General features: G+C 31.6%; 21 protein-coding genes and 1 pseudogene. 16 read left to right on the forward strand and 6 right to left on the reverse strand.

Annotation, left to right across the window (positions count from 1 at the left end):
* Nucleotides 1-17 precede the first annotated feature (17 nt).
* A complete protein-coding gene (gene pdxJ, locus AT682_RS06535; protein WP_002868556.1) occupies nucleotides 18-791 on the forward strand; it encodes a pyridoxine 5'-phosphate synthase in 774 nt (257 codons plus the stop codon).
* The gene (pdxA, locus tag AT682_RS06540) at nucleotides 788-1,882 is read left to right on the forward strand and encodes a 4-hydroxythreonine-4-phosphate dehydrogenase (protein ID WP_002876794.1); all 1,095 of its coding nucleotides are present in this window, start codon (nucleotides 788-790) and stop codon (nucleotides 1,880-1,882) included. Before pdxJ ends, pdxA begins: the two co-directional genes overlap by 4 nt.
* Here pdxA and AT682_RS06545 read toward each other — a convergent pair.
* Nucleotides 1,865-2,474 (reverse strand): annotated as a pseudogene (locus AT682_RS06545) (hypothetical protein). The gene pdxA and the pseudogene AT682_RS06545 overlap by 18 nt on opposite strands.
* Nucleotides 2,475-2,586: 112 nt before the next feature.
* Between AT682_RS06545 and AT682_RS06550 the strand changes: the two are divergent.
* From AT682_RS06550 to AT682_RS06565, 4 genes are all read left to right on the forward strand, one after another.
* Nucleotides 2,587-3,786, forward strand: coding sequence for an MFS transporter (locus AT682_RS06550; RefSeq protein ID WP_002876792.1), 1,200 nt, complete (start codon nucleotides 2,587-2,589; stop codon nucleotides 3,784-3,786).
* Between the two features lie 55 nt (nucleotides 3,787-3,841).
* Entirely contained in the window at nucleotides 3,842-4,162 is a 321-nt protein-coding gene (gene ciaC, locus AT682_RS06555; RefSeq protein ID WP_002876791.1) for an invasion antigen CiaC, read from the forward strand.
* A 179-nt stretch (nucleotides 4,163-4,341) separates the two neighbouring features.
* Nucleotides 4,342-5,385, forward strand: a complete 1,044-nt coding sequence (hemE, locus tag AT682_RS06560; protein ID WP_002882190.1) for a uroporphyrinogen decarboxylase — start codon at nucleotides 4,342-4,344, stop codon at nucleotides 5,383-5,385.
* The gene (locus tag AT682_RS06565) at nucleotides 5,360-6,262 is read left to right on the forward strand and encodes a radical SAM protein (protein ID WP_002805699.1); all 903 of its coding nucleotides are present in this window, start codon (nucleotides 5,360-5,362) and stop codon (nucleotides 6,260-6,262) included. Before hemE ends, AT682_RS06565 begins: the two co-directional genes overlap by 26 nt.
* Here AT682_RS06565 and AT682_RS06570 read toward each other — a convergent pair.
* From AT682_RS06570 to AT682_RS06580, 3 genes are read right to left on the reverse strand one after another with little or no spacing between them, the layout of a single operon-like run.
* Nucleotides 6,259-7,455, reverse strand: coding sequence for a hypothetical protein (locus AT682_RS06570; protein ID WP_002882189.1), 1,197 nt, complete (start codon nucleotides 7,453-7,455; stop codon nucleotides 6,259-6,261). The genes AT682_RS06565 and AT682_RS06570 overlap by 4 nt on opposite strands.
* A gap of 1 nt (nucleotide 7,456) precedes the next feature.
* Entirely contained in the window at nucleotides 7,457-9,259 is a 1,803-nt protein-coding gene (gene uvrC, locus AT682_RS06575; RefSeq protein ID WP_002882188.1) for an excinuclease ABC subunit UvrC, read from the reverse strand.
* The gene (locus AT682_RS06580) at nucleotides 9,252-9,746 is read right to left on the reverse strand and encodes a hypothetical protein (protein WP_002882187.1); all 495 of its coding nucleotides are present in this window, start codon (nucleotides 9,744-9,746) and stop codon (nucleotides 9,252-9,254) included. Before AT682_RS06580 ends, uvrC begins: the two co-directional genes overlap by 8 nt.
* A 138-nt stretch (nucleotides 9,747-9,884) precedes the next feature.
* Here AT682_RS06580 and guaA point away from each other — a divergent pair, with 138 nt between their 5' ends.
* The 8 genes from guaA (at nucleotide 9,885) to AT682_RS06620 (ending at nucleotide 19,918) form a co-directional block, all read left to right on the forward strand.
* Nucleotides 9,885-11,420, forward strand: a complete 1,536-nt coding sequence (gene guaA, locus AT682_RS06585) for a glutamine-hydrolyzing GMP synthase (protein ID WP_002882186.1) — start codon at nucleotides 9,885-9,887, stop codon at nucleotides 11,418-11,420.
* A gap of 85 nt (nucleotides 11,421-11,505) precedes the next feature.
* Nucleotides 11,506-12,966 carry a GumC domain-containing protein gene (locus tag AT682_RS06590; RefSeq protein ID WP_002882185.1) on the forward strand — a complete coding sequence of 487 codons (1,461 nt, stop codon included), beginning with the start codon at nucleotides 11,506-11,508 and terminating at the stop codon, nucleotides 12,964-12,966.
* Nucleotides 12,967-13,205: 239 nt separating this feature from the next.
* Nucleotides 13,206-14,456 (forward strand): phosphoribosylamine--glycine ligase, encoded by a 1,251-nt coding sequence (gene purD / locus AT682_RS06595; protein ID WP_002882184.1) that lies wholly within the window; start codon nucleotides 13,206-13,208, stop codon nucleotides 14,454-14,456.
* Nucleotides 14,453-14,905 (forward strand): RDD family protein, encoded by a 453-nt coding sequence (locus AT682_RS06600; protein WP_002855813.1) that lies wholly within the window; start codon nucleotides 14,453-14,455, stop codon nucleotides 14,903-14,905. The genes purD and AT682_RS06600 overlap by 4 nt, the downstream gene beginning before the upstream one ends.
* Nucleotides 14,895-16,943, forward strand: coding sequence for an LPS-assembly protein LptD (locus tag AT682_RS06605; RefSeq protein WP_002882183.1), 2,049 nt, complete (start codon nucleotides 14,895-14,897; stop codon nucleotides 16,941-16,943). Before AT682_RS06600 ends, AT682_RS06605 begins: the two co-directional genes overlap by 11 nt.
* A gap of 69 nt (nucleotides 16,944-17,012) precedes the next feature.
* Nucleotides 17,013-19,172: a polyribonucleotide nucleotidyltransferase gene (gene pnp / locus AT682_RS06610; protein ID WP_002882182.1), complete on the forward strand. Its 2,160-nt coding sequence runs from the start codon at nucleotides 17,013-17,015 to the stop codon at nucleotides 19,170-19,172.
* On the forward strand, nucleotides 19,169-19,651 hold the full coding sequence (locus AT682_RS06615; RefSeq protein WP_002882181.1) for a DNA-deoxyinosine glycosylase: 483 nt from the start codon (nucleotides 19,169-19,171) through the stop codon (nucleotides 19,649-19,651). Before pnp ends, AT682_RS06615 begins: the two co-directional genes overlap by 4 nt.
* A 57-nt stretch (nucleotides 19,652-19,708) precedes the next feature.
* A complete protein-coding gene (locus AT682_RS06620) occupies nucleotides 19,709-19,918 on the forward strand; it encodes a 2-hydroxymuconate tautomerase family protein (RefSeq protein ID WP_002856364.1) in 210 nt (69 codons plus the stop codon).
* On the opposite strand, the gene AT682_RS06625 is transcribed toward AT682_RS06620, so the two are convergent.
* Nucleotides 19,915-20,577, reverse strand: coding sequence for a DUF4230 domain-containing protein (locus AT682_RS06625; protein ID WP_002853958.1), 663 nt, complete (start codon nucleotides 20,575-20,577; stop codon nucleotides 19,915-19,917). The genes AT682_RS06620 and AT682_RS06625 overlap by 4 nt on opposite strands.
* Before the next feature lie 17 nt (nucleotides 20,578-20,594).
* Nucleotides 20,595-21,767, reverse strand: a complete 1,173-nt coding sequence (locus tag AT682_RS06630; protein WP_016818184.1) for an MFS transporter — start codon at nucleotides 21,765-21,767, stop codon at nucleotides 20,595-20,597.
* A 53-nt stretch (nucleotides 21,768-21,820) separates the two neighbouring features.
* Here AT682_RS06630 and AT682_RS06635 point away from each other — a divergent pair, with 53 nt between their 5' ends.
* Complete coding sequence (locus AT682_RS06635; protein WP_002853170.1) at nucleotides 21,821-22,276, forward strand: low molecular weight protein-tyrosine-phosphatase; 456 nt, start codon at nucleotides 21,821-21,823, stop codon at nucleotides 22,274-22,276.
* 252 nt (nucleotides 22,277-22,528) lie between these two features.
* Nucleotides 22,529-23,779 carry a major outer membrane protein gene (gene porA, locus AT682_RS06640; protein ID WP_002883833.1) on the forward strand — a complete coding sequence of 417 codons (1,251 nt, stop codon included), beginning with the start codon at nucleotides 22,529-22,531 and terminating at the stop codon, nucleotides 23,777-23,779.
* The last annotated feature ends 104 nt before the right edge of the window (nucleotides 23,780-23,883 follow it).

Raw genomic sequence — 23,883 nt, forward strand, 5'->3', positions numbered from 1 at the left:
AGTTCTAAAGGAAAAATATGCTTTTAGGTGTAAATATCGATCATATTGCAGTGTTAAGACAAGCTAGAATGGTAAATGATCCTGATCTTTTAGAAGCTGCTTTTATAGTAGCTAGACACGGAGATCAAATCACTTTGCATGTAAGAGAAGATCGCCGTCATGCTCAGGATTTTGACTTGGAAAATATTATAAAATTTTGCAAAAGCCCTATCAATTTAGAATGTGCTTTAAATGATGAAATTTTAAATTTAGCTCTTAAACTCAAACCTCACCGCGTTACTTTAGTGCCTGAAAAAAGAGAAGAGCTTACTACAGAAGGGGGGCTTTGTTTAAATCATGCTAAATTAAGACAAAGCATAGAAAAACTTCAAAATGCAAACATTGAAGTTTCACTTTTTATTAATCCTAGTTTAGAAGATATAGAAAAATCAAAAATTTTAAAAGCCCAATTCATAGAGCTTCATACAGGACATTATGCGAATTTGCACAACGCACTTTTCAGCAATATCTCTCATACTGCTTTTGCCTTAAAAGAACTCAATCAAGATAAAAAAACCTTGCAAGCTCAATTTGAAAAAGAATTACAAAATTTAGAACTCTGTGCCAAAAAAGGCCTAGAACTTGGCTTAAAAGTAGCCGCGGGACATGGTTTAAATTACAAAAATGTAAAACCCGTAGTAAAAATTAAAGAAATTTGCGAGCTAAATATAGGACAAAGCATTGTAGCAAGATCTGTATTTACAGGACTTCAAAACGCTATTTTGGAAATGAAAGAACTTATTAAAAGATGAAAAAACTAGCCATTAGCATAGGCGATATAAACAGCATAGGACTTGAAATTTTAGTGCGTTCTCATGAAGAACTAAGCAAAATCTGCACACCTTTTTATTTTATCCACGAAAACTTGCTTGATAAAGCTTCAAAACTTTTAAATTTAAAACTTTTTAATGCAAAAATCGTAGCTTTTAAAGATGGAAAAGACTATGAATTTAATTTTATAAAAAAAGAAAATTCTCTTGAAATTTACTCTTTTTGCCTTCCTTTAGGCTTTAAAGTGGATGAAAATTTTGAAATCAAAGCCGGAGAAATAGATGCAAAAAGTGGACTTTATGGTTTTTTAAGTTTTAAGGCGGCAAGTTATTTTGTCTATGAAAAACACGCCCATGCCTTGCTTACTCTACCTATACACAAAAAAGCTTGGGAAGATGCAGGACTTAAATACAAAGGACATACCGATGCTTTAAGGGATTTTTTTAAAAAAAATGCCATTATGATATTAGGTTGTAAAGAACTTTTTGTAGGGCTTTTTAGCGAACATATACCTTTAGCTAAGGTGAGTAAAAAAATCACTTTTAAAAATTTAAGCATCTTTTTAAAAGATTTTTACAAAGAAACGCATTTTAAAAAAATAGGACTTTTAGGTTTTAATCCTCACGCTGGAGATTATGGAGTTATAGGTGGAGAAGAAGAAAAAATCATGGAAAAAGCTATAGCCTTTGTCAATGCCTTTTTATACTCTAAAAAAGATGAAAAATTTTTCAAAAAAGCCTTAAAAGATGAAAATTTACAAAAAGAATTGCTTTTAAATTTTAAAGGCAAGGGCGTTTATCTACCCTATCCTTTAGTAGCTGATACAGCTTTTACCAAGGCTGGTTTAAAAAACTGCAATCGTTTAGTAGCTATGTATCACGATCTTGCCCTTGCTCCTTTAAAGGCCTTGTATTTTGATAAAAGCATCAATGTGAGTTTAAATTTACCCATCATACGCGTCAGCGTTGATCATGGCACGGCCTTTGATAAGGCCTATAAAAATGCTAAAATCAACACTAAAAGTTATTTTGAAGCGGCTAAATTTGCAATCAATTTAAACCCTAAAGCTTAAATTTAGCCTAGAATCAATCAAATCTTCTTTAGCCAAGCTGTCTATAAAATCTTGCAAATCTTTATTGGTATTTAAACTTTGAGTGAGTAAATTTTCATATTTATCAACTTTATTTTTAAAAATTTGCTCTAAAACTTCTTTAATCTTTGTATCTTTTTTTGCTCTTTGCATAAGTTCTAATAAAGCTTTAGCATAAGCTTCTTGCATGCAATCACTTGCATTGAGTAAAGGTAAAATAGGATTTTCCTCTGCTTTTGTATTTTGCATATTTTTTATACAAATTTTTCTTTCTTTAATCATCTTTTTTGAAATTGGCTTTAAAATCTTTTTTCGTCTTTTTATCTGCTTTTTTTGAAATATTTTGATACAAACTGCTATAGATGTTATCTACTAAAGCAAGTTTTTTATTTTCAAATTCATTACGCACACCAATTTTATTGCATATCATAAGCTCATCATCACTTTTGCCATCATATTTGATTTTAGAGCAATCAAAACTAGGTTTTACTTCATCTTTATAAATAAGCTCATCAAAACTCAAAGCCCCTAAACTCGCCAAACTTAAACCAAGCAATAAAATAATTTTTTTCATTATTTACCTTTAAAATTTTTATTTTATTTTAACAAAAATATTTTGAATTTTTTAAGGAAATTAAGCCTTTATTTTATTATAATGCGTTTTTATTTTTTATAAGGAACTTAAAATGCAAAATTACAAAAAAGCTCTTTTTGCACTAGCTCTTAGTGCTTTTTGTATGGGCGTAACCGAATTTGTTATGGCAGGAGTTTTGGTTGATGTTGAAGCGTATTTTAGCGTAGATGCAAAAACCGCGGGCTATCTTACAACCTTATATGCCATAGGTGTTGTTATAGGCGCTCCTCTTATTACTATACCTTTAAGTCGTTTTCATAGACACATACAACTTTTAAGTAATCTTGGAATTTTTGCTCTAGCAAATTTCATTATCTTTTTTAGCCAAAATTTCTATCTTACAGCATTTGCGCGTTTTATAGCAGGAACACAACATGGGGTATTTTTTGTCATTGCTACCTTAGCTGTAAGTGCTATAACCCCAGATGATAAAAAATCAAGCGCTCTAGCTATAATGGTCACAGGACTTACTGTAGCCTTAGTTACTGGAGTACCGCTTGGAACTTTCATAGGACATTATTTTGGCTTTAAATTTATCTTTTTACTTATTTTTATCATTACAAGCTTAGCATTTTTTGGAGTATGGCATATGATGCCCAAAAATTTACATCCTAGCCCAACAAGTCTTAAAAATTTAATCCCTGCTTTTTCGCATCAAAATTTGTTAAAAACTTATACTATAACCATTTGTAGTTGTGGGGCTCAATTTGTTCTTTATACTTATTTACAAAAATTACTTGTAGAAATAAGCGGTTTTAAAGTCCAAGATACAGCTTATATCTTGCTCTTATATGGAATTTGCGCAATTTGTGGGAATTTATGGGGCGGAAAAATAGTAGATAAAAAAGGTGCTATTTTTTCTTTGCGTCTTATTTTAAGCATACAAGTTCTAGTATTTTTAAGCGTATTTCTCACCATGCATTCTAAAATTTTAATCATTTTTAGCGTAGCTTTGATAGGATTTTTTGCCTTTTCAACCATACCTGCGCTAAAAATGCTTAGCATTACTAAAGCTAAACGCCACACTTATAAAGTCATAGACAGCACAGTAAGTGTGAATGAAGCAGCTTTTAATGTAGGCATAGCTTTAGCAAGTTTTTTAGGTGGGATTGTTTTAGCAGGATTGGGTATAGAATTTAATGCTTTATTTTCGGCACTTTTTGTAAGCCCTGCTTTGATTTTTGCCTTACTTTTTGCCAAAGATAAATTAAATTATAAAAAATTTCAAAGAAAAAGTTTTAAAAAGATATAAATTGGAATAGAAATTGCTTGTTTGTTTAATGTAAAGTTAAATAAAGGAGGAGAAAATGGTAGTAGATAATACTCAAAAAACATCAAATGCTATCTTTAGTACCACAACAAAGGTTAAAGAGAAAAATACTTCAGCAGATGAATTTCAAGCCACATTAAATGAAGTAAAAAACAAAGAAGAAAAGGAAGAAGAAAAAACAAGCTCAAGCAAATTTACTAACGAAGATATTGATCTTAGTGCTGCTAGAGAAGATTTTAGATCTTATGCTTGGCAAAAAATGAGAGAAGATCAATACAAAAAAAATGAGGAGACTTTGCTAAATAAGCTTTTTGCTACAATTGACGCAGGAAATGCCACAAACAATACAAAGGCTTAATATACAAATCAAAACTCAAACTACACAAACGAGAATTCCAATAATTCTCGTAAAATTTCTCATAACTCTGGATAAAATGAAAAAATTTATTATTTCCTCCATATGAAGAAAATATAGAAAAATTGACCAATTTAATTTATCAAATTCTGTTATAATTTTGCTAAAAACAAAGGAAAATAATGATTTTTATTGATGCTTGCTTTAAAAAACCTACACCTTACACCCCTATTTGGATGATGCGTCAAGCAGGAAGATATTTGCCAGAATATATGGAAGTAAGAAAACAAGCGGGTGATTTTCTCTCTTTATGCAAAGACTATAAAAAAGCTTCTGAAGTTTCTTTACAGCCTATTGATATTTTAGATGTAGATGCAGCAATCATTTTTTCAGATATCTTAGTTGTTCCTCTTGAAATGGGTATGAATTTACGTTTTGAAAAAGGAGAAGGGCCTGTTTTTGATAATCCTATTTCAACCCTAGAAGACTTAGAAAAACTTGACGATCAAAATGCACATAAAAAATTAAATTATGTCTATGATGCCTTAAAGCTTACTAGAGAAAAATTATCTCAAAACAAGGCTTTAATAGGATTTTGCGGAAGCCCTTGGACTATAGCTACCTATATGATAGAAGGAAGTGGAAGTAAAAATTATGCAAAGTGTAAAAAAATGCTTTATCAAAACCCAGAACTTTTACATAAAATTCTAAACAAACTAACTCAAGTTTTAAAACTTTATTTAGAAGAGCAAATTAAAGCAGGTGCTAATGCTATACAAATTTTTGATAGCTGGGCAAGTGCTTTAGAATACGATAAGTTTTTTGAATTCTCTTTTAATTATATGCTTGAAATTTCAAATTTTATTAAAGGCAAATACCCAAATATACCTGTAATTTTATTCCCTAAAGGCATTAGCGGTTATTTGGATAGAATCGATGGTAATTTTGATGTTTTTGGGGTTGATTGGAGCACTCCGCTTGATTTAGCACGTGATAAACTATCACACAAATACACTCTTCAAGGCAACATGGAGCCTTGTAGACTTTATGATAAAAATGCCATCAAAGAAGGAGTGGAAAAAATACTAAAAACCATGCAAAATAAAGCTCATATTTTCAACTTAGGACATGGGATCTTGCCTGATATTCCTGTTGAAAATGCAAAATATTTTATCAAGCTTGTACAAGAAAGTCAGCTAAATGAAAATACTCTTTGGTCCTGTTAGCTCAAGGCGTTTTGGAAGATCTTTGGGTATAGATTTAAGCCCTAGCAAAAAACAATGCAATTTTGATTGTGTTTATTGTGAGCTTGATCCAAAAAAAGCCCAAGAAAAACAAGATGAAATTATCAGCATAGATAAAATTATCTCCGAAGTTAAAGTTGTGCTTGAAAAAAATGTTGAATTTGATTTTCTTACCCTTACTGCCAACGGAGAGCCTAGTCTTTATCCTCATTTAAATGAGCTTATTTTATCTTTACGCAGCATTGCTAAAGATAAAAAATTGCTTATTTTAAGCAATGGTACAGCTGTATTAGATGGAGACAAATTTAATGCTTTACTAAAACTAGATGTGGTCAAATTTAGCCTAGATAGTGCAGTTGCTAAAACTTTTTATCGTATTGATAGAGCTTTAAAAAACATTGACTTAGAAAAAATGATAGAAAAAATGGCAGATTTTAGAGCTAGGTTTAATGGAGATTTGATTATGGAAATTCTAGTTGTTAAAGATCTTAACGACAATGAAGAAGAATTTAAAGCACTCAATCAAGCTTTAAAAAAAATCATGCCTTTAAGGGTTGATCTAAGTACCATAGATAGACCTCCTGCTTATGCCGTTAAAAAAGTAAGCGAAGAAAAACTTTTAGAACTTTCTAAACTTATAGATTCTACTCCCGTACTCTTAGCCAAAAGACATTATGAAGGTGAAAAACTAAGCTTCAATGAAGAAGAATTATTAAAAATGCTTCATCTACGCTCACAAAGCGAAATAGACATTGAAGTAAAATTTGATGAACAATCCAAAACTCTCTTAAATCAACTTATCAAAGAAAAAAAGGTAAAAATTCTCGATTTAGCTGGAGTTAAATTTTATAAAGTTTAGGCCTTTGGCAAATACTTTCTAAGTAAAGTTATAAGATCATTTCTACTTACATCACTTAAAACTTCACTCACACAATCAAAATCCCTAATTTTTTCCTTTGAAAAAAAGATAATATGGCTTTGTGGATGCTGTTTTTTATAAGCACTTAGCAAATTTCTCATTTGCTCAAGATCAAATTTAATTAATTCATAATCAAGTAAAATCAAACGATAAGTCTCTTTACTTAATTCTTGTTTTAATTGACTAAAAGAATTTATACATATATTTTTATCGCATTGTTTTTCTATTATATTAAAAAATAAGGTTGCATCAAAATCATTTTGTTTAAAAAGCAATACATTATTTTGATAAGGGGTTTTAAATTTTAAAGTGCAAACCTTATCAAGCTTGTTTTGCAAAATATTTTCAAGATCTTTTTTTTCAAAAGGTAAAGTTAAAAAATACTCATAATGTGTATTTTTATGGCGACCCATCACTATAAAATCATAGTTTTTCTTTACATTTTCATTTAAAATTTTATCCTTGATAAAAATCAAATGAAAGTCATTAACATCAAAACTTAAATTTTTAAAACAAGTGCTTTCTATGCCAAAATACGAAAGTAAATTTGCAAGTAAAAAATTCTCAAGCTCATCATTATTAACTATAGCCACACTTGCTTCAAATTGCAAAACCTTTCCATGAGATGTCCCTATAATGCTTTTAAGATGCTCTAAAGCCTCATTTAATTCTAATCTAATTTGATCTTTTTGAGAATTTAAGGCATTTAAAATCAAAGAATTAATTTCTTTATTATACCCTTCATTTAAGCAACGCATTGCATTGGATATATTTCCAAGCTGATATAAATTTTCCTCTAATAAATGCAAATATCTATCTTTTTCATGGGATATTTTAGTTAAATTTTGTCCTGTAGTTTCAAATTTTTCCTTTAACAAATCAAGTGCACTATCAACATCAATCTTTTTTTGAAAATTTAAAAAATCATTTTGCATGCAAAAAATTTTTTGATATATTTTGTTTATATTTCTATTTTGCCTAAAAGCAAAAATAAAAAGTGTTAAAGATAAAACAAAAATGCTAGAAAACATACCTATTTTCAGTTGTTCAGTAACACTATCAAGCTTTGAGATATCAATACTTAAATACGCTAAAATTAGATTAAAAATAAAAATTATCCCTGCTAATATCAAATCAATTTTCCCTTATCTTTCGTGCCGCTTTCTTGCCTACAAGCATTGTAAGATCTTTAAAATCAGCCTTATATATAGATTCAAAATTTCCATAATACGCTAAAAGTTTTTGTATAACCCCTGAACTAAGTCCTAAATTTGCAAGCTTAGAACTTTTCAAGTCCTGTTTTTTCTTAGTATTTTGATGAAAACTGATAGCAAAACGGTGTGCTTCGTCTCTTAATTTCTGTAAGAATTGTAGTTTTTTATCGTTAATACTTAAGCTAAATTCTCCTTTTAAGGAATGAATTTTATCCCTAGCACCTCCTTTAGCTCTATGTGCTTTTGCATCGATTTTTTCTTTTGAAATAGCTAAAATATCGACATTTGCCCCACTACTTACAATGATTTCTTTAGCCAAATCAAGCAAAGCCTTTCCCCCATCTATAAGCCATAAATCAGGAGGAGGTATTTTATCAAAGTCCAAAGCCCTACGCGTTAAAACTTCACACATTTGATCATAGTCATTTTTATGTTTTAAATGAAATTTTCTATATTTTGACTTATCCCAAGAATTTATTCTATAAGTTACCATAGCTCCAACATTTGCCACGCCTTGCAAATGAGAATTGTCAAAAATTTCTATATCATTTGGTAAATTTTCAAGCTCAAAATAAGACTTTAATTCTTTTTGTATAGTAAAATCATGATTTTTTTGCTCTTTTTCTATATTTAAAAGGGCATTTTGAAAAGCCAAATCACAAATTCTTCTTTTTTCTCCTATTTTAGGAATTTTAATACTGATTTTTTTATCAAACCTTTGGCTTAAAATTTCTTCTAGAAGCACTCTATCTTCAAATTCTTCATAAACATAAATAACATTTGCAAGCAAAGGAATATCCATGCTAAAATTTTCTAAAATCAGTTGCTTATAAATTTCATTTTTATCCCATTGTATATCATTTTTTATAGGAGTAATCTTAGAATTTGCACTGATAATTTTTCCATTTTGCACTACAAAACGCAAGGTTGAAAGCATGGAATTTTCAAAAGCTAAAGCAAATACTTCAAAATCTTCTAATTTTGCAATATCTATTTCAACCTTAACTTCCAAATCTTTAATCATTGCAATCTGATCTCTTACTTTAGCTGCTTCTTCGTAATTTTCATTTTGTGCTAAATGTATCATTTGTTTTTCTAAATTTTTTATTAAAATACTAGGATTTAAAAGTGCGTGCATAGCCTCATCTAAAATTTCAAGGTATTTTTCCTCGCTAATGCGTTTATCGCAAGGTGCAAGACAACGAGAAATTTGATAAAAAATACAAGGGGATTTACAACTTGCTTTTTGCTTTAAAGGATAGTATAAATAAAGCGCATCTAAAAGCTCTCTAGCGCCTTTAAAAAAAGGGCCAAAATATTTAATTTTGCTTTTTTTTACTAATTTTCTAGTGATCTCAAAGCGTGGAAATTCTTCTTCAAAATCCACATAAATATAAGGATAAGTTTTATCATCTCTTAGTAAAATATTATATTTTGGATGCAGTTGTTTGATAAAAGAATTTTCCAAAATCAAAGCATCAGCCTCTGAATTAGTAGTGATAAATTCCAAATGCACTGTTTCTTCAATCATTTTTTGAATTCTTAAAGAATTTCTTGGGTTTGCATGTAAATTTGGAGTAAAAGCGAAATAAGATTTGACACGATTTTTAAGATTTTTAGCCTTGCCTACATACAAAAGCTTTCCTTCTTGATTGAAGTATTGATAAACTCCAGTGCTATTGGGAAGAGTTTTTAACTCATTTTCTAAATTCTCTTTAGTCAAGATTAGAACCTTTTTTTATAAGCTCTCTTAAATCTTCAAATTTCTTAAATAATTTTTCATCTTTAAAGCAATTTTTAAATTTACCCTTAGAAAGCTCCAAATAAGAATTTTTAGAGAGTTTTTCATCATTTTTGTTTTTATTTGCCGCATAAGTGTATTTTTGAGAAAAGATTTTTATATCTTTTATATCAACAAATCCACTTAAAGGATATTTCTGTCCATATGCTTTTATGAGAAATTTAATATAAATTTTGCTATCATCATGATTTAATTCTTGATAAGCTGCTGGATGTAAGGTTATTATATTTAAAATATGATTTTTTACATAAATTTTAGCAATCAAACGTTGCTTAGCAAGCGGAAAAGAACTTAAAAAATCTTTGCAAAAAAATAAGGTTTTTAAAGGCTTATAATGAGGTTTATCCATCAATTCATTAATAACAGCACTAGCGTTTTTAGTCATCTTAATATTATTTCTTTTTCCCATAAGATGATTTTAGCATTTCTTTTCTTAATTTTCTTCTGTGCTTGCGGATATAAAGGCAACCCTCAATACACAAGCTATGAACAAAATGGTTCGGTAAAAACCATTAAAAAATACGAACAATTACATAGGTGGTAAATAATGAAAAAAGCAGATATTTTAGTTTTAGACTTTGGCTCTCAATACACTCAGCTTATAGCAAGACGCTTAAGGGAACAAGGAGTTTATGCAGAAATTTTACCTTTTAATGTAAGCTTGGCTGATATTAAGGCGAAAGAACCAAAAGGTATTATTTTAAGCGGAGGTCCAGCAAGCGTATATGCAACTGATGCGTATTTTTGCGATAAAGGCATATTTGACTTAAATCTACCTATTCTTGGAATTTGTTATGGTATGCAACTCATGGCACATCATTACAAAGCTACAGTAGCACCTGCAGGACATAAAGAATACGGCAAAGCAAACATAGAAGTTAAAAAAGATAGCGCTTTATTTAAAAATCTTCCAAAAAAACAAACCGTTTGGATGAGTCATTCTGATAAAGTAGAAAATTTACCTCAAGGTTTTGAAGTTTTAGCCACAAGTGAAAATAGCCCTTTTTGTGTTTTTGGAAATGAGGATAAAAAATTCTTTGCTCTACAATTTCACCCAGAAGTACAACACAGCGAATTTGGCAAAAATATCTTAAAAAATTTTGCTAAATACGCTTGTAATTGTGAAAGCGTTTGGAATATGGGTTCTTTTGCAAAAACTCAAGCAGAAAAAATCCGCGAAGAAGTAGGCAATGATAAAGTGCTTTGTGCTGTAAGTGGCGGAGTAGATAGTAGCGTAGTTGCTGCACTTTTAGCTAGCGCTATAAAAGAGCAAGTTATAGTAGTTTTTGTAGATAATGGACTTTTAAGAAGTGGAGAAAAAGAACAAGTTGAATTTATGTTTAAAAACACTTTAGGTATCGATCTTATCAGTATTGATGCAAGTGAAATTTTCCTAAGTCGCTTAGCTAATGTCACAGATCCTGAGCAAAAAAGAAAAATCATAGGAAATACCTTTATAGAAGTTTTTGAAGAAGAAGCAAAAAAACATAAAGATGTAAAATATCTCGCTCAAGGCACACTTTATACTGATATCATAGAAAGTTCTGTTGTAGGTGCAAGCAAAACCATTAAAAGCCATCATAATGTAGGGGGCTTACCTGAAAAAATGAATCTTAAACTCATAGAGCCTTTAAAAGAAATTTTTAAAGATGAAGTGCGTGCTTTAGGGCTTGAGCTTGGACTTAGCAAAGAAGTGGTTTATCGCCATCCTTTCCCTGGGCCAGGGCTTGCTATACGCATTATGGGAGAAGTAAATCGCCCTAGCTTGGAACTATTGCGCAAGGCTGATGTAATTTTACTTGAGGAACTTAAAAGTACAGGTTGGTATGATAAAACTTGGCAAGCATTTTGCGTGCTTTTAAATGTTAAAAGCGTTGGGGTTATGGGGGATAACCGCACTTATGATAATGCAGTTTGTATACGCGTTGTAGATGCAAGTGATGGTATGACAGCTACCTTCTCGCATTTACCTTACGAAATTTTAGAAAACATAAGTCGCCGTATTATCAATGAAGTAGAAGGTATAAATCGCGTTGTTTATGATATCTCAAGCAAACCACCTGCAACTATAGAATGGGAATAATCCATTTTTTCTAGCTCTTATTTTTAATATAAAATTTTTATAAAAATAAGGCTAGAATTTATTTAAGAAATTTCAAGGAAGAAATATGCATGGAAAAATAGCTATTTATATGGATTCTACAGGACGTGGAACCGTTACAAACTCAGCAAATACCTTTTTTGACTTTAATCGCCAAATTTGGAATGATAAAAAAAGTATGCCAAGTGTTGGTATGCTTGTGGAATTTAGAACTCTTTCTAGCGAAAAAAAAGCAGAAGACGGCAAACTCGTTCAAACAAGCAAAACCATAACAGGTATAAAACCTTCAAAATTTCAAGAATTCAAAGAAGGGGATTTTATCACTGAGCATGATTTTTGGAAAACTGATAATGATGATGAATTAGAAGACTTGCAAAACTCAAGAAGAAGTGCTTATATAACAGAACTCTATAGAACGACAGACTTTGACACTATAGAAAAAATTCCTCTTTCTTTTACTATACCTCAAGCTATACAAAAATATTTTGCCCATGAAATTTTATCCGTAGAAACGCTTCAAGCCAATCTACAAGATGAAAAGGAAATTCCTTGCATACTTGATTATCTTATACTTAAAAGATTTTTATTTAAAGCTTATGATACTTTAATTTTTATGGATAATAGCATAGACCAAACCCAATTTAGTGCATTAAAAAGCATCATGATGCATTTAGAGAATTCATATAAGCAAATAATAGCTGATCAAAAACCAAATATCTCTAAAATTTTTAACGAAACTTTTTTATCTTTGCAGTGTCATTACCAAGCTTTAGTAGCTACTATAGATACAAGAAAAAATCGTCTAGCCTCACTTGAAGCACAAATGAAAACTTTACAATCTGAAATAAATCTTAAAAGCAATGCGGCCAATGCAGACCCTGAAAAACTTAAAGCACAACAAGAAAGATTAACTAAACTACAAAAAGAAGTAGAATACTACAAAACAACACTAAAAAGACTTGATGCTATAAAAGAAGATTTTTATAAGAAAAATTATAATATTTTCGAAAATGCTTTTAAGCTTTCGCGAGAAAAACTCTTTAAAAAAATTATCACAGGTTTAAACCTATGTGCAACCATAATGGATGTTAAAATTTGGCACTTATCTTTAAAATCATCAGGAGTTAAAAATTCTTATTTTACTATGAGTAATATAGAAAATTCTTTCTGTTCTCTTTCTTTTGCAGAACATTACTTAAGTCGCTTAAATAAATCCGCTCTAAATCCTTTTGATCAAAAACTTTTAATGTATATTCAAAAAATCACAAAAGAACAAAGAAAAAAATTTTTAGTTGTCACATCGGATTTAGATTTATTATGCAAATTAAAAATTGAAAACTTTTCACAAAATCCGTATTATTTAGTAAAATACGCACCTAAAAAAGTAAATTATCAATCTTTAATGCGTGATAACACCTTTGATATAGTCTATATTGATGAAAAACATGTTTGGGAAAATGTTGCCGATATTATTTTACAAGGAAAGCATTTTGACAAATCAGGAAAAACCAAATTTAAACTGATTTAAGACATAGAAATTTAAGCTAAATTAAGTTATAATTTCCTTGCCTAAACAGTTTGTGGTATTTAAAGTGATCCAACACATTTTTATTAACTGCGATTGTGTGATTTACCGTGTTCTGTGGCATCGTTTGAGCTTTGAAAAAAGTGAGAAGTTGCAGCCTTTAAAAATTACCTAGCGGTTTTCTTTGACTTTTTGGGGTCAATCTTTGTTAAACGGCTGTTTGGGTTTAAAAGGAGATATAAATGAAAATAATGATTTTGGGTAGTGGTGCAAGAGAATACTCTATTGCTTTAGCCTTAAGAAGAGTAGACAAAAATTTAGAGTTTTATTTTGCTCCTGGAAATGGCGCTACCGAAAGTCTTGGAACAAATTTAAACCTAAAAGATCCAATAGTTTTAGCAACCTATGCAAAAGAAAAAGGTTTTGATCTTTGTATAGCAGGAAGTGAAAGTTTTTTAGCTGAAGGGGTTGTAGATATTTTTAAACAACAAGGACTTGCTATTTTTGGGCCAAGTAAAGCTGCTGCAATGCTTGAAACCTCAAAATCTTTTATGAAAAGCTTTCTTAAAAAATACCGCATCAAAACAGCCAAATTTTTAAACACAAATGACATTGAAAAAGCAAAAAATTTTATATATAGTTTAACCCCTCCTATAGTAGTAAAAGCCGATGGACTTTGTGCAGGAAAAGGTGTTATTATAACTAAGACTCATGAAGAAGCCATAGAAGAAACAGCTAAAATGCTGAGCGGAGAAAGCTTTGGAGATGCTGGAAAACTCGTTGTAATTGAAGAATTTTTAGATGGTTATGAATTAAGCATTTTTGCAGTATGTGATGGCAATGATTTTGTTTTACTTCCTGCAGCACAAGATCACAAAAAATTACTCGATAATGATCAAGGGCCAAATACTGGTGGAATGGGTGCTTACGCCCCTAGCTCTTTGGCGAATGAAAGCTTGCTTAGAAAAGTTCAAAAAGATATTATTTTACCGACTTTAGCAGGTATGAAAAAAGAAGGAGCGGAATTTTGTGGTGTTTTATTTATAGGTGCTATGATCGTTGGAAATAAACCTTATGTATTAGAATTTAATGTTCGCTTTGGCGATCCTGAATGTGAAGTTTTAATGCCTTTAATCGAAGATCCTTTAGAACTTATTTTAGCTGCTACTCAAAGACGCTTAAGACACGCAAAAATCAAAATCAAAAAAGAATTTGCAGTAGGGGTTGTATGCGCGAGTGAAAACTATCCTTACAAAAGTTCACCAAAAAGTGAAATTACTGTAGATAACATTCCTGAAAACTCTCATATTTCTTATGCTGGAGTAAGCCTAGAAGATGGCAAATTAATGGCTGATGGTGGAAGAGTTTTAGTTTGCGTTGGCACAGGAAAAAGTATAGAAGAAGCGCAAAAAAATGCTTATAAACTTTGTGATAATGTAAATTTCAAAGGAAAACAATACAGAAAAGACATCGCTCATCAGGTTCTTAAATGAAAGAAAATTTACAAGACCGCTTAGAGCGTGAAAATCTAAAAATAGCAAGTTTTGGAAAAAGGGTTCTAGCTTTTTTAATCGATGATATGGTTATTTCTTTGATTGTGTTTATCATTTTTTATGATCGTCTAATCCAAGCAAAAGATTTATTTGAAACGACTCAAATTATAGGAAATTTTTATCTTGGCTTCATCTTGCTTCATTTTAGTTATCAAGCAATTTTTACTTATCTTTATGGGGCAAGTTTGGGAAAAATATTATGCAAAATTATCATCTTGGATGAAAATCTTCTTGACAAACCCAATCTCATCCAAAGTTGCATCAGATCTGCCATAAGACAAGTTAGTGCTATGGCGTTTATGCTTGGGTTTGCTTGGGCTTTAAGCAATGATTTACGCAAAGCTTGGGAGGATTATCTAGCAAGGACAATAGTAGTTGATGTGGCATAAATTTTCCCTATTGCTAGGAACTAGCATAGCTTTAAGTGCAGCACAAGTTGATATTTACGCTCTTGATGCAAAAAAAGAAGGTGATATTCTTACTGCAAACAATGATGTTATTATTTTTTCTGATTTTTATTTCATCACTGCCAATAAAGCAATTTACAATGAAAAAACCGGAGATGTTGAGCTTTTTGGCGATGTTAACATCCTAAGGGGACAAAACGAAAGATCACATTCTGATTATGCTAAAATCAACCTAAATTCCAATCAAGCCGATTTTAGTAATTTTTTCTTTTCCAATAACAATCTTGAAGTATGGTTTCAAAGCAAAACAAGCCATCTAAATGATAAAGTCTTTGAAAGTAAAATTTCAGCAGTTTCAAGCTGCAATGTTGAAGATCCTGATTGGGAAATTCGTTTTTCAAAAGGCTGGCTTAACCGGGAAACCAATTTTGTTCATCTTTACAATGCAAGATTATATGTTAAAAATACCCCAGTTTTTTATCTACCTTATTTTGGATTTAGCACTGATACTCATAGACAAAGCGGGCTTTTAATCCCAAAAATCGTTTTAAAAAGTAGCGAAGGCTTATACTATGAACAACCTATTTATATAGCCACTCAAGAAAATTGGGATTTAGAACTTGATCCGCAAATTCGAACAAACCGTGGCTTTGGACTTTATTCTACTTTAAGATTTCTTGATTCTCCATATTCAACAGGAGAATTAAATTTTGGTGCTTTTAGGGAAAATAGCTCCTATTTTCACGATGAAAATTTGAAAAATCAAACCCACTATGGAATAGAACTAAAATACTCAAGAGATGATTTAATCAAATCTTTACTCAGTGATAATTTTCAAGAAGGCCTATGGATAGATGCAACCTATCTCAACGATGTGGATTATTTAAATTTAGGAAGTAGGGATTATCGAGATCTTAACTCGCTTGTAACCTCCAAAATCAATTATTTTTTAGCCGATGAAAACAATTTTTACGGAGCTTATGCAAGATATTATATCGACACATCTAAACTTAGCAATAATACAACCTTACAAGAATATCCAAGCTTTCAATATCATAGATTTTTAAATAACCTTTTTGATGAACGCTTGCGTTATTCATTTGATGCTTCATTTCATAATTTTTACCGACCTGCTGGTTCTTATGCAAATGAGCTAAATTTAGACTTGCCTATCTCGTATCACAACGCTTTTTTTGGAGACTTTTTACACTTTACTTTTACAGAAAGATTTTATGCTTCTTTTGTAAATTATAGCAACGATCCCGAAAGAAACCATGAGCATTATTTCAGAAACACTCATGATTTTAATCTCTACACCGATCTTTCAAAAGCTTATGAAAATTTCTTTCATACTTTAAATTTAGGGGTGAATTACGTTTTACCAGGAGCAAAATCAGGTAAAATCACGCAAGATTATCTTGAAGAATACGACAAAGAAAACGAACATACAAGTCTTTATGCTGTGCAATATTTCTATAACAACGGAGGACAAAAAAAACTCAAACACAGAATTTCGCTTGACTATCTCAATAAACAAAATGAATTCTATGAACTTGAAAATCTTTTAACTTATTATTTTAATGAAAATATCAATCTCAACAGCGAAGTGCTTTACTCTTATGAGCAAAGTCGCTTTACCAATGTCATCAGCCAAATAGAAGTCAATGCAAATTCAAAATTTAATTGGATGTTTTCTCATGCTTATCAAAACGATGAGTATGGAAAATATAGCTTTATTGGTACAAGAGCAAATTATATTGCCACACCTAATTACAATTTATTTGGTGGAATTTGGTTTGATACTCAAAGAGCTCATGCAAACATGTGGGAACTTGGCTATACCTACCAAAGAAAATGTTGGAACTATTCTTTAATGTATAGAGAAAGAATCGATCCACAACTCACAAGTGGTGGCATCACAGCTAAAAATCAAAGCGGAGTTTATTTTATTTTCAACTTCTATCCTTTAGGAGGAGTAAAATACGATTTCTCTTTAGCAGAAAGTGAAAACAAAATTTAAAAAGGATGAAATTTGCTAAATATTTTAAAAAATTTTACGAATTTATTATCTGGTAAAAAAGGAAAAATAATGCAATACAGCATAGAAATTAACAAAAATACAGAAATATTTGATATAGACAAAGTTGCCAAACAAGCTGCCGGTGCTGTTTTAATGAGACAAGGCAAAAGCGTTGTTCTAGCTACAGTTGCAAGAGAAGAAAAACAAGTTGAAGAAGATTTTTTACCTCTAACCGTCCAATACATCGAAAAAGCTTATGCCGCAGGAAAAATCCCTGGTGGTTATGTCAAAAGAGAAACCAAGCCAAGCGATGCAGAAACCTTAACAGCACGCATTATTGATAGAAGCTTACGCCCTCTTTTTCCAAAAGGCTATGCTTATCCGACTCAAATCGTTGTGATGGTTCTCTCAGCTGATCCTAAAGTAGATTTGCAAGTAATGAGCTTAAATGCCGCAAGCGTGGCACTTTATCTTAGTGATATACCTATGAAAGCTCCAATATGTGGTGTGCGTATAGGAAAGATAGATGGAAATTTCATACTCAATCCAAACAATGAAGAGCTTCAAAATAGTACCCTAGATCTCTATGTAGCAGGTGTAAAAGATGAGCTTTTGATGATAGAAATGAGAGCCTTACCTGATCAAAAAGAAAATGAAATCTTTATCGAAGCTCCTTACGCTGATGTTTTAACTCAAACCACTTCACAAAATATGAATGAACTTAGCGAAGATGAAATTTTAGAAGCTCTAAATTTAGCTCAAAAAGCTATATTAAATGGTTCAAATGCTTATGAAGAAGCCTTTAGCAAACACAAAAAAAATTCTCAAATCGAACTAAAAAATGAGATTGAACATCCTAAAATTTTAGCTTTTATAGAAAATAATTTCCAAAAACAAATCAAAGAAGCCATCAATCAAATGGCAAAAAGCGAAAGAGCGAGCGAACTAAATAAAATCGCTAAAGAAATTTTAAATCTTGAAATTGCTAAAGACTGGAGCGAAGAAAGTGTCTTAAATACCTTAGCTAAAGTCAAACGCAAACTTATTCGTGAGCAAATTTTAAATGAAGGCAAAAGAGCTGATGGTAGAAGTTTAAATGAGGTTCGTCCTATCAGTATAGAAACCAATATCTTGCCAAACGCTCATGGCTCTTGTCTTTTCACTCGTGGACAAACTCAAGCCCTAGTGATTGCAACCTTAGGCGGAGAAAACGATGCTCAAATGATAGACTTGCTTACAGAAAAAAATCCTATAAGCGAACGCTTTATGGTAAATTATAATTTTCCAGGTTTTTCAGTAGGCGAAGCAAGTCCTATCAAAGCTCCAGGAAGAAGAGAACTAGGACATGGAAATTTAGCCAAAAGAGCACTTTATCCAAGCGTGGATGAAAATTATCCTTATGTAATCCGCTTAGTCAGTGAAATTTTAGAAAGCAATGGCTCAAGTTCTATGGCAACGGTTTGTGGCGGATCTTTAGCCTTAAAAGCAGCAGGAGTGCCAAGCTTAAAACTTGTTGCAGGAGTAGCCATGGGGCTTATCTTTGAAGATAACAAATATGCTGTTTTAACAGATATCATGGGACTTGAAGATCATGATGGGGATATGGATTTTAAAGTAGCAGGAAGCAAAGACGGCATTACGGCTCTTCAAATGGATATAAAACTAGGTGGAATCGATCAAGAAACACTCAAAAAAGCTTTATATCAAGCCAAAGAAGGAAGACTTCATATCTTAAGCATTATGGAAGAAGCTGCAAAAGAAATCATAGTCAATGAAGAAGTTTTACCTAAACTTGAGCTTTTTAGCGTTGATCCTTCAAAAATCGTTGATATCATAGGGCAAGCTGGAAAAACCATCAAAGAAATCATAGAAAAATTTGGCGTTTCTATAGACTTAGATCGCGAAAAAGGTGAAGTAAAGATAGCAGGGAGTCAAAACGAGCAAATCAAAGCTGCAAAAAACTACATCATAAACATCACAAGCTCTCAAAAAGGAACTAAAAAAGGCTCTAAAGACAAAGATATATCAGGCTTTGAACTTGGACAAGAATTTCAAGGTATTGTTAAAAAAATCGCTCCTTTTGGAGCCTTTGTGGAACTTAAAAATGGTGTTGATGGTTTATTGCATAGTTCAAAAAGCAAGCATCTTAATTTAACTGAAAACCAAAGTTTAAAGGTGAAAATCAGCGAAATTAAAAACGGAAAAATTTCTGTGGATTTGTGCGAGTGAGTGAATTTTTAACTCATCCTTTTAAGCCTTTTTTTGACAAAGATTCTAAAATCTTAATTTTAGGATCTTTTCCTTCTATTAAATCAAGACAAGATGGCTTTTATTATCAACACCCAAGAAATCGTTTTTGGCCTATACTAGAAACACTTTTTAATGCAAAATTAGAAAATATCACAGAACAACAAGCCTTTTTAAGAAAAAAACATATCGCTCTTTGGGATGTACTTCAAAGTTGCAAGATAAAAAATTCAGATGATAAAACCATAAGTTATGCAAAAGCCAATGATTTAAGCCTGATCCTTTCTCAAACCAAAATCCAAGCCATTTTTACTACAGGACAAAGTGCTTATAGATTTTTTGTTAAATTCCACCCTCACTTAGAAGCCATAGCCCTACCCTCAACTTCTCCTGCAAATTTAAATTTTTCTTTTGAACAGCTTTTACAAAACTATGAAATAATCAAAAAATTTACAAAATAAAAGAATATTTTAATTTTTTAGATTTTAGAATAATTATAAAAATTTAAGGAGTTAAAAATGCCTTTTGTAAATATACGCATCACCAAAGAAAACGGAGAGCCTACAACAGAACAAAAACAAGAGCTTATCGCGGGAGTAACGGATTTACTTGCTAAGGTTTTAAACAAAAATAAAAGCTCGACTGTGGTAATTATCGATGAAATCGATACGGATAATTACGGACTAGGTGGAAAAAGCATTACCCAAGTAAGAAAAGAAAAAAGCTAGTTTACATCTAGCTTTTGCGTGTTATCCTTGAATTCAAATTCCACTCTCTTAGCTCCAAAACCTTTAGCAATAGCTTCTAAAGTATCCTTAGCACTTTTATGAATTTTGCTTTCTAAATTTTGGATAAGATTTAAAGACAAGTCTTTAACCTCATCTTTGGCTTCTTTTATGAGTTTGTTTTTATCACTTTCGCTAAAACTAATCCCCGTACTATTGATAGAATCAGGCAGCAAAAAAGGTAAAAATTTAGCATTTTTTTCATCATAAAATTTCATATCTATGATGCTGTGTTTGTATCTACACTCTGGCATGATGATCTTATAAGCATCGTCCCCTAAAGGCAAAATATCAAAGTTTTTATCCCTTAAATCATACAAGAAAGTGATCTCAAATTCAAAAATCAAAGCAATCTGTCTTTCACTTAAAGACCATCCTAAAAGATTTTTCCAAATTCCATTAAAAGCACTATCTTTTTTAGTAACAATCTCTTTACTAAAAACTTGAAAAACACTTAATTCTCCTATGGATTTAAGCTGCATGATATCGCTAAAACTTTGCGTACTTTTTTCTTCTATTTTAGGGCTTTTATACTGCCTAAAAAGCACTACAAACAAAAGCACAAGCAAAATCATCACTAAAACAAATAAAATCATTTCCATTTTAAACCTTTCTAAATTTATAAACCTTGATTTGAAAAGATATATTTTTTCTCAAACGCTAAGAAAATAAAAGCATTAATGATAAAAATCAAACACACAAAAGTAAAAACAAATTCCACACTAAAATGTGAAGCCATAAGCCCTCCTCCAAAAGCACCGCAAAAATTTCCCAAAAATTGACAAGTTTGATTAAAACCAAAAATCACACTTAAATTTTTAGCACTCACACTTTTTTTAAGCAAGGCATTCACACAAGGCAAAAGTCCTCCAAGTCCTACACCTATAAGCAAACACACGAAAATAAGCGTATAAACATTACTTGCTACAGCCTGCAAATAAAAGCAAATTCCACAAAATATCAAAGCTCTAAAAATAATCTTACTAGGCCCTATCTTATCAGCGATTTTTCCAAGTTTTGGTGCGAAAAAAAGATTGCTAATCCCATTTGCAGCCACCACTATACCCACCCAAAGAGCCAAATTTCCACCTTGATGAATTTGCTCAACATAGATACTTAAAATCGGCATCACTCCAAAAATACCAAATTGTATCACAAAAGTAGTGATAAAAAGAACGATGATAAGGGTTTTGTTTTCTTTCACTTTTTGAGTATTTTTCTTCGCCTCTTTTTGAATTTTTCTCCCATGGATGAAAAAATAAATCGTCACAAAAGAACAAGTGATCAAAAAAGCCACCACATCAAAAACCGCACTAATACTAAAAAATTCAGCCACAAAGCCACCAAACAAAGGCTCAAGTAAACTTCCACTTATAGAAGCCGTAGAAAGAGTTCCTAAAGCATAAGCCACTTTTTCTTTAGGTGCTATCACGGCGATAAACACGACAGCAGCAGAAGTAAAACCTGAAATTATCCCTGTTAAACCCCGCACAAAAACCACTTCTAAAGCACTATGAGCAAAGCTAAAAACGGACATCCCAAAACTTGCACGAAGAAGCATATTTTTATAACCATACTTTGCGCCCAAAAAAGCCCACAAAGGTGAAAAAACAGCCATAAAAAGCGGAGTGATCCCAAAAGCAAGTCCTGAATAAAACGCTATCTCACTCATATCAACATGTCCTAGTTCTTTGATATAAAAAGGCAAAATCGGAGCGATTTGACTAAGCCCCATACTTGTGGTAAAAACACCAAACCAACACACAAGCAAAGTTCTATTGAAATTTTCCATGGGTTTATTGTATGATATTTTTTATAATTTTTAATTAAAACTCAAGGATAAAAATGAAAAAAATACTCTTTATATGCTTAGGCAATATATGCCGTTCACCTATGGCAGAATTTATCATGAAAGATCTTGTCAAAAAAGCAAATTTAGAAAAAGAATTTTTTATAAGCAGTGCTGGAACTTCAGGAGAACACGATGGAGAAGGTATGCACTATGGCACCAAAAACAAACTTGCCCAACTTAACATAGAACACAAAAACTTCACAAGCAAAAAACTCACTCAAAAGCTTTGCGATGAAAGCGATTTTTTAATCACCATGGACAATTCTAACTTCAAAAATGTTTTAAAAAACTTCACCAACACCCAAAACAAAGTTTTAAAAATCACTGATTTTAGTCCTAGTCTAAACTACGATGAAGTCCCTGATCCTTGGTATAGTGGGAATTTTGATGAAACTTATAAAATTTTATCCCTAGCTTGTAAAAATTTACTTGTTTTTTTATCAAAATAATTTAAAACAACTATATATTACTTCTCGTTTACTTTTTAGGCTTATACTTCTAAACGAACCGAAAAACATTCATAAGAAAAACTCCTTAAAATTACACGCCTAGCTTAAATCCCTTTAGCTAGGCTTTTCTTTAAGATGTTTTTATCCTTCGGATTTAAAATTTTTACTATTTTAAGTGCTTCTTAAGAAAAAACTCCAAATTTATGTGCTACAATTACGATGTTTTATTAATTTTTGACAAGGAGAATTCTCATGAAACTAGTTAAACTTAGTTTAGTTGCAGCTCTTGCTGCAGGTGCTTTTTCAGCAGCTAACGCTACTCCACTTGAAGAAGCGATCAAAGATGTTGATGTATCAGGTGTATTAAGATACAGATACGATACAGGTAATTTTGATAAAAATTTCGTTGACAACTTAAATTTAAACAACAGCAAACAAGATCACAAATATAGAGCACAGGTTAACTTCAGTGCTGCTATAGCTGATAACTTCAAAGCTTTTGTTCAATTTGACTATAATGCTGCTGATGGTGGTTATGGTGCTAATGGAATAAAAAATGATCAAAAAGGACTTTTTGTTCGTCAATTATACTTAACTTATACAAATGAAGATGTTGCTACAAGTGTAATCGCTGGTAAACAACAACTAAACATTATCTGGACTGACAATGGAGTTGATGGTTTAGTAGGAACAGGTATCAAAGTAGTAAACAACAGCATCGATGGTTTAACTCTAGCTGCTTTTGCTGTAGATAGCTTCATGGCTGCAGAACAAGGTTCAGATTTAGTAGGAGCAAACGGTAGTGCATTTAAAGTAGATTCAATTGGAAATCTTTACGGTGCTGCTGCTGTAGGTTCTTATGATCTTGCTGGCGGACAATTCAACCCACAATTATGGTTAGCTTACTGGGATCAAGTAGCATTCTTCTATGCTTTAGATGCATCTTATAGCACAACTATCTTTGATGGAATCAACTGGACACTTGAAGGTGCTTACTTAGGAAATAGCCTTGATAGCGAACTTGATAAAACATACGCTAATGGCAATTTATTTGCTTTAAAAGGTAGCATTGAAGTAAATGGTTGGGATGCTAGCCTTGGTGGTTTATACTACGGTGATAAAGAAAAAGCTTCTACAGTTGCAATCGAAGATCAAGGCAATATTGGTTCTTTACTTGCAGGTGAGGAAATTTTCTATACTACTGGTTCAAGACTAAATGGTGATACTGGTAGAAATATCTTCGGTTATGTAACTGGTGGATATACTTTCAACGAAACAGTTCGCGTTGGTGCTGACTTCGTATACGGTGGAACAAAAACAGAAGCTACTAATCATTTAGGTGGTGGTAAAAAACTTGAAGCTGTTGCAAGAGTAGATTACAAATACTCTCCAAAACTTAACTTCTCAGCATTCTATTCTTATGTGAACCTAGATCAAGGTAAAAACACTAATGAAAGTGCTGATCATAGCACTGTAAGACTTCAAGCTCTTTACAAATTCTAAGAAGCTTTCAAGTCTAACTTCAAGGCGGAGTTTTGCTCCGCCTTTTTTTATGCCTGATTTTTAAAACTTAAATTTATATAAAAAATTTTCCCAAGCTAAAACGC

Source organism: Campylobacter jejuni, assembly GCF_001457695.1.
Classification (GTDB): domain Bacteria; phylum Campylobacterota; class Campylobacteria; order Campylobacterales; family Campylobacteraceae; genus Campylobacter_D; species Campylobacter_D jejuni.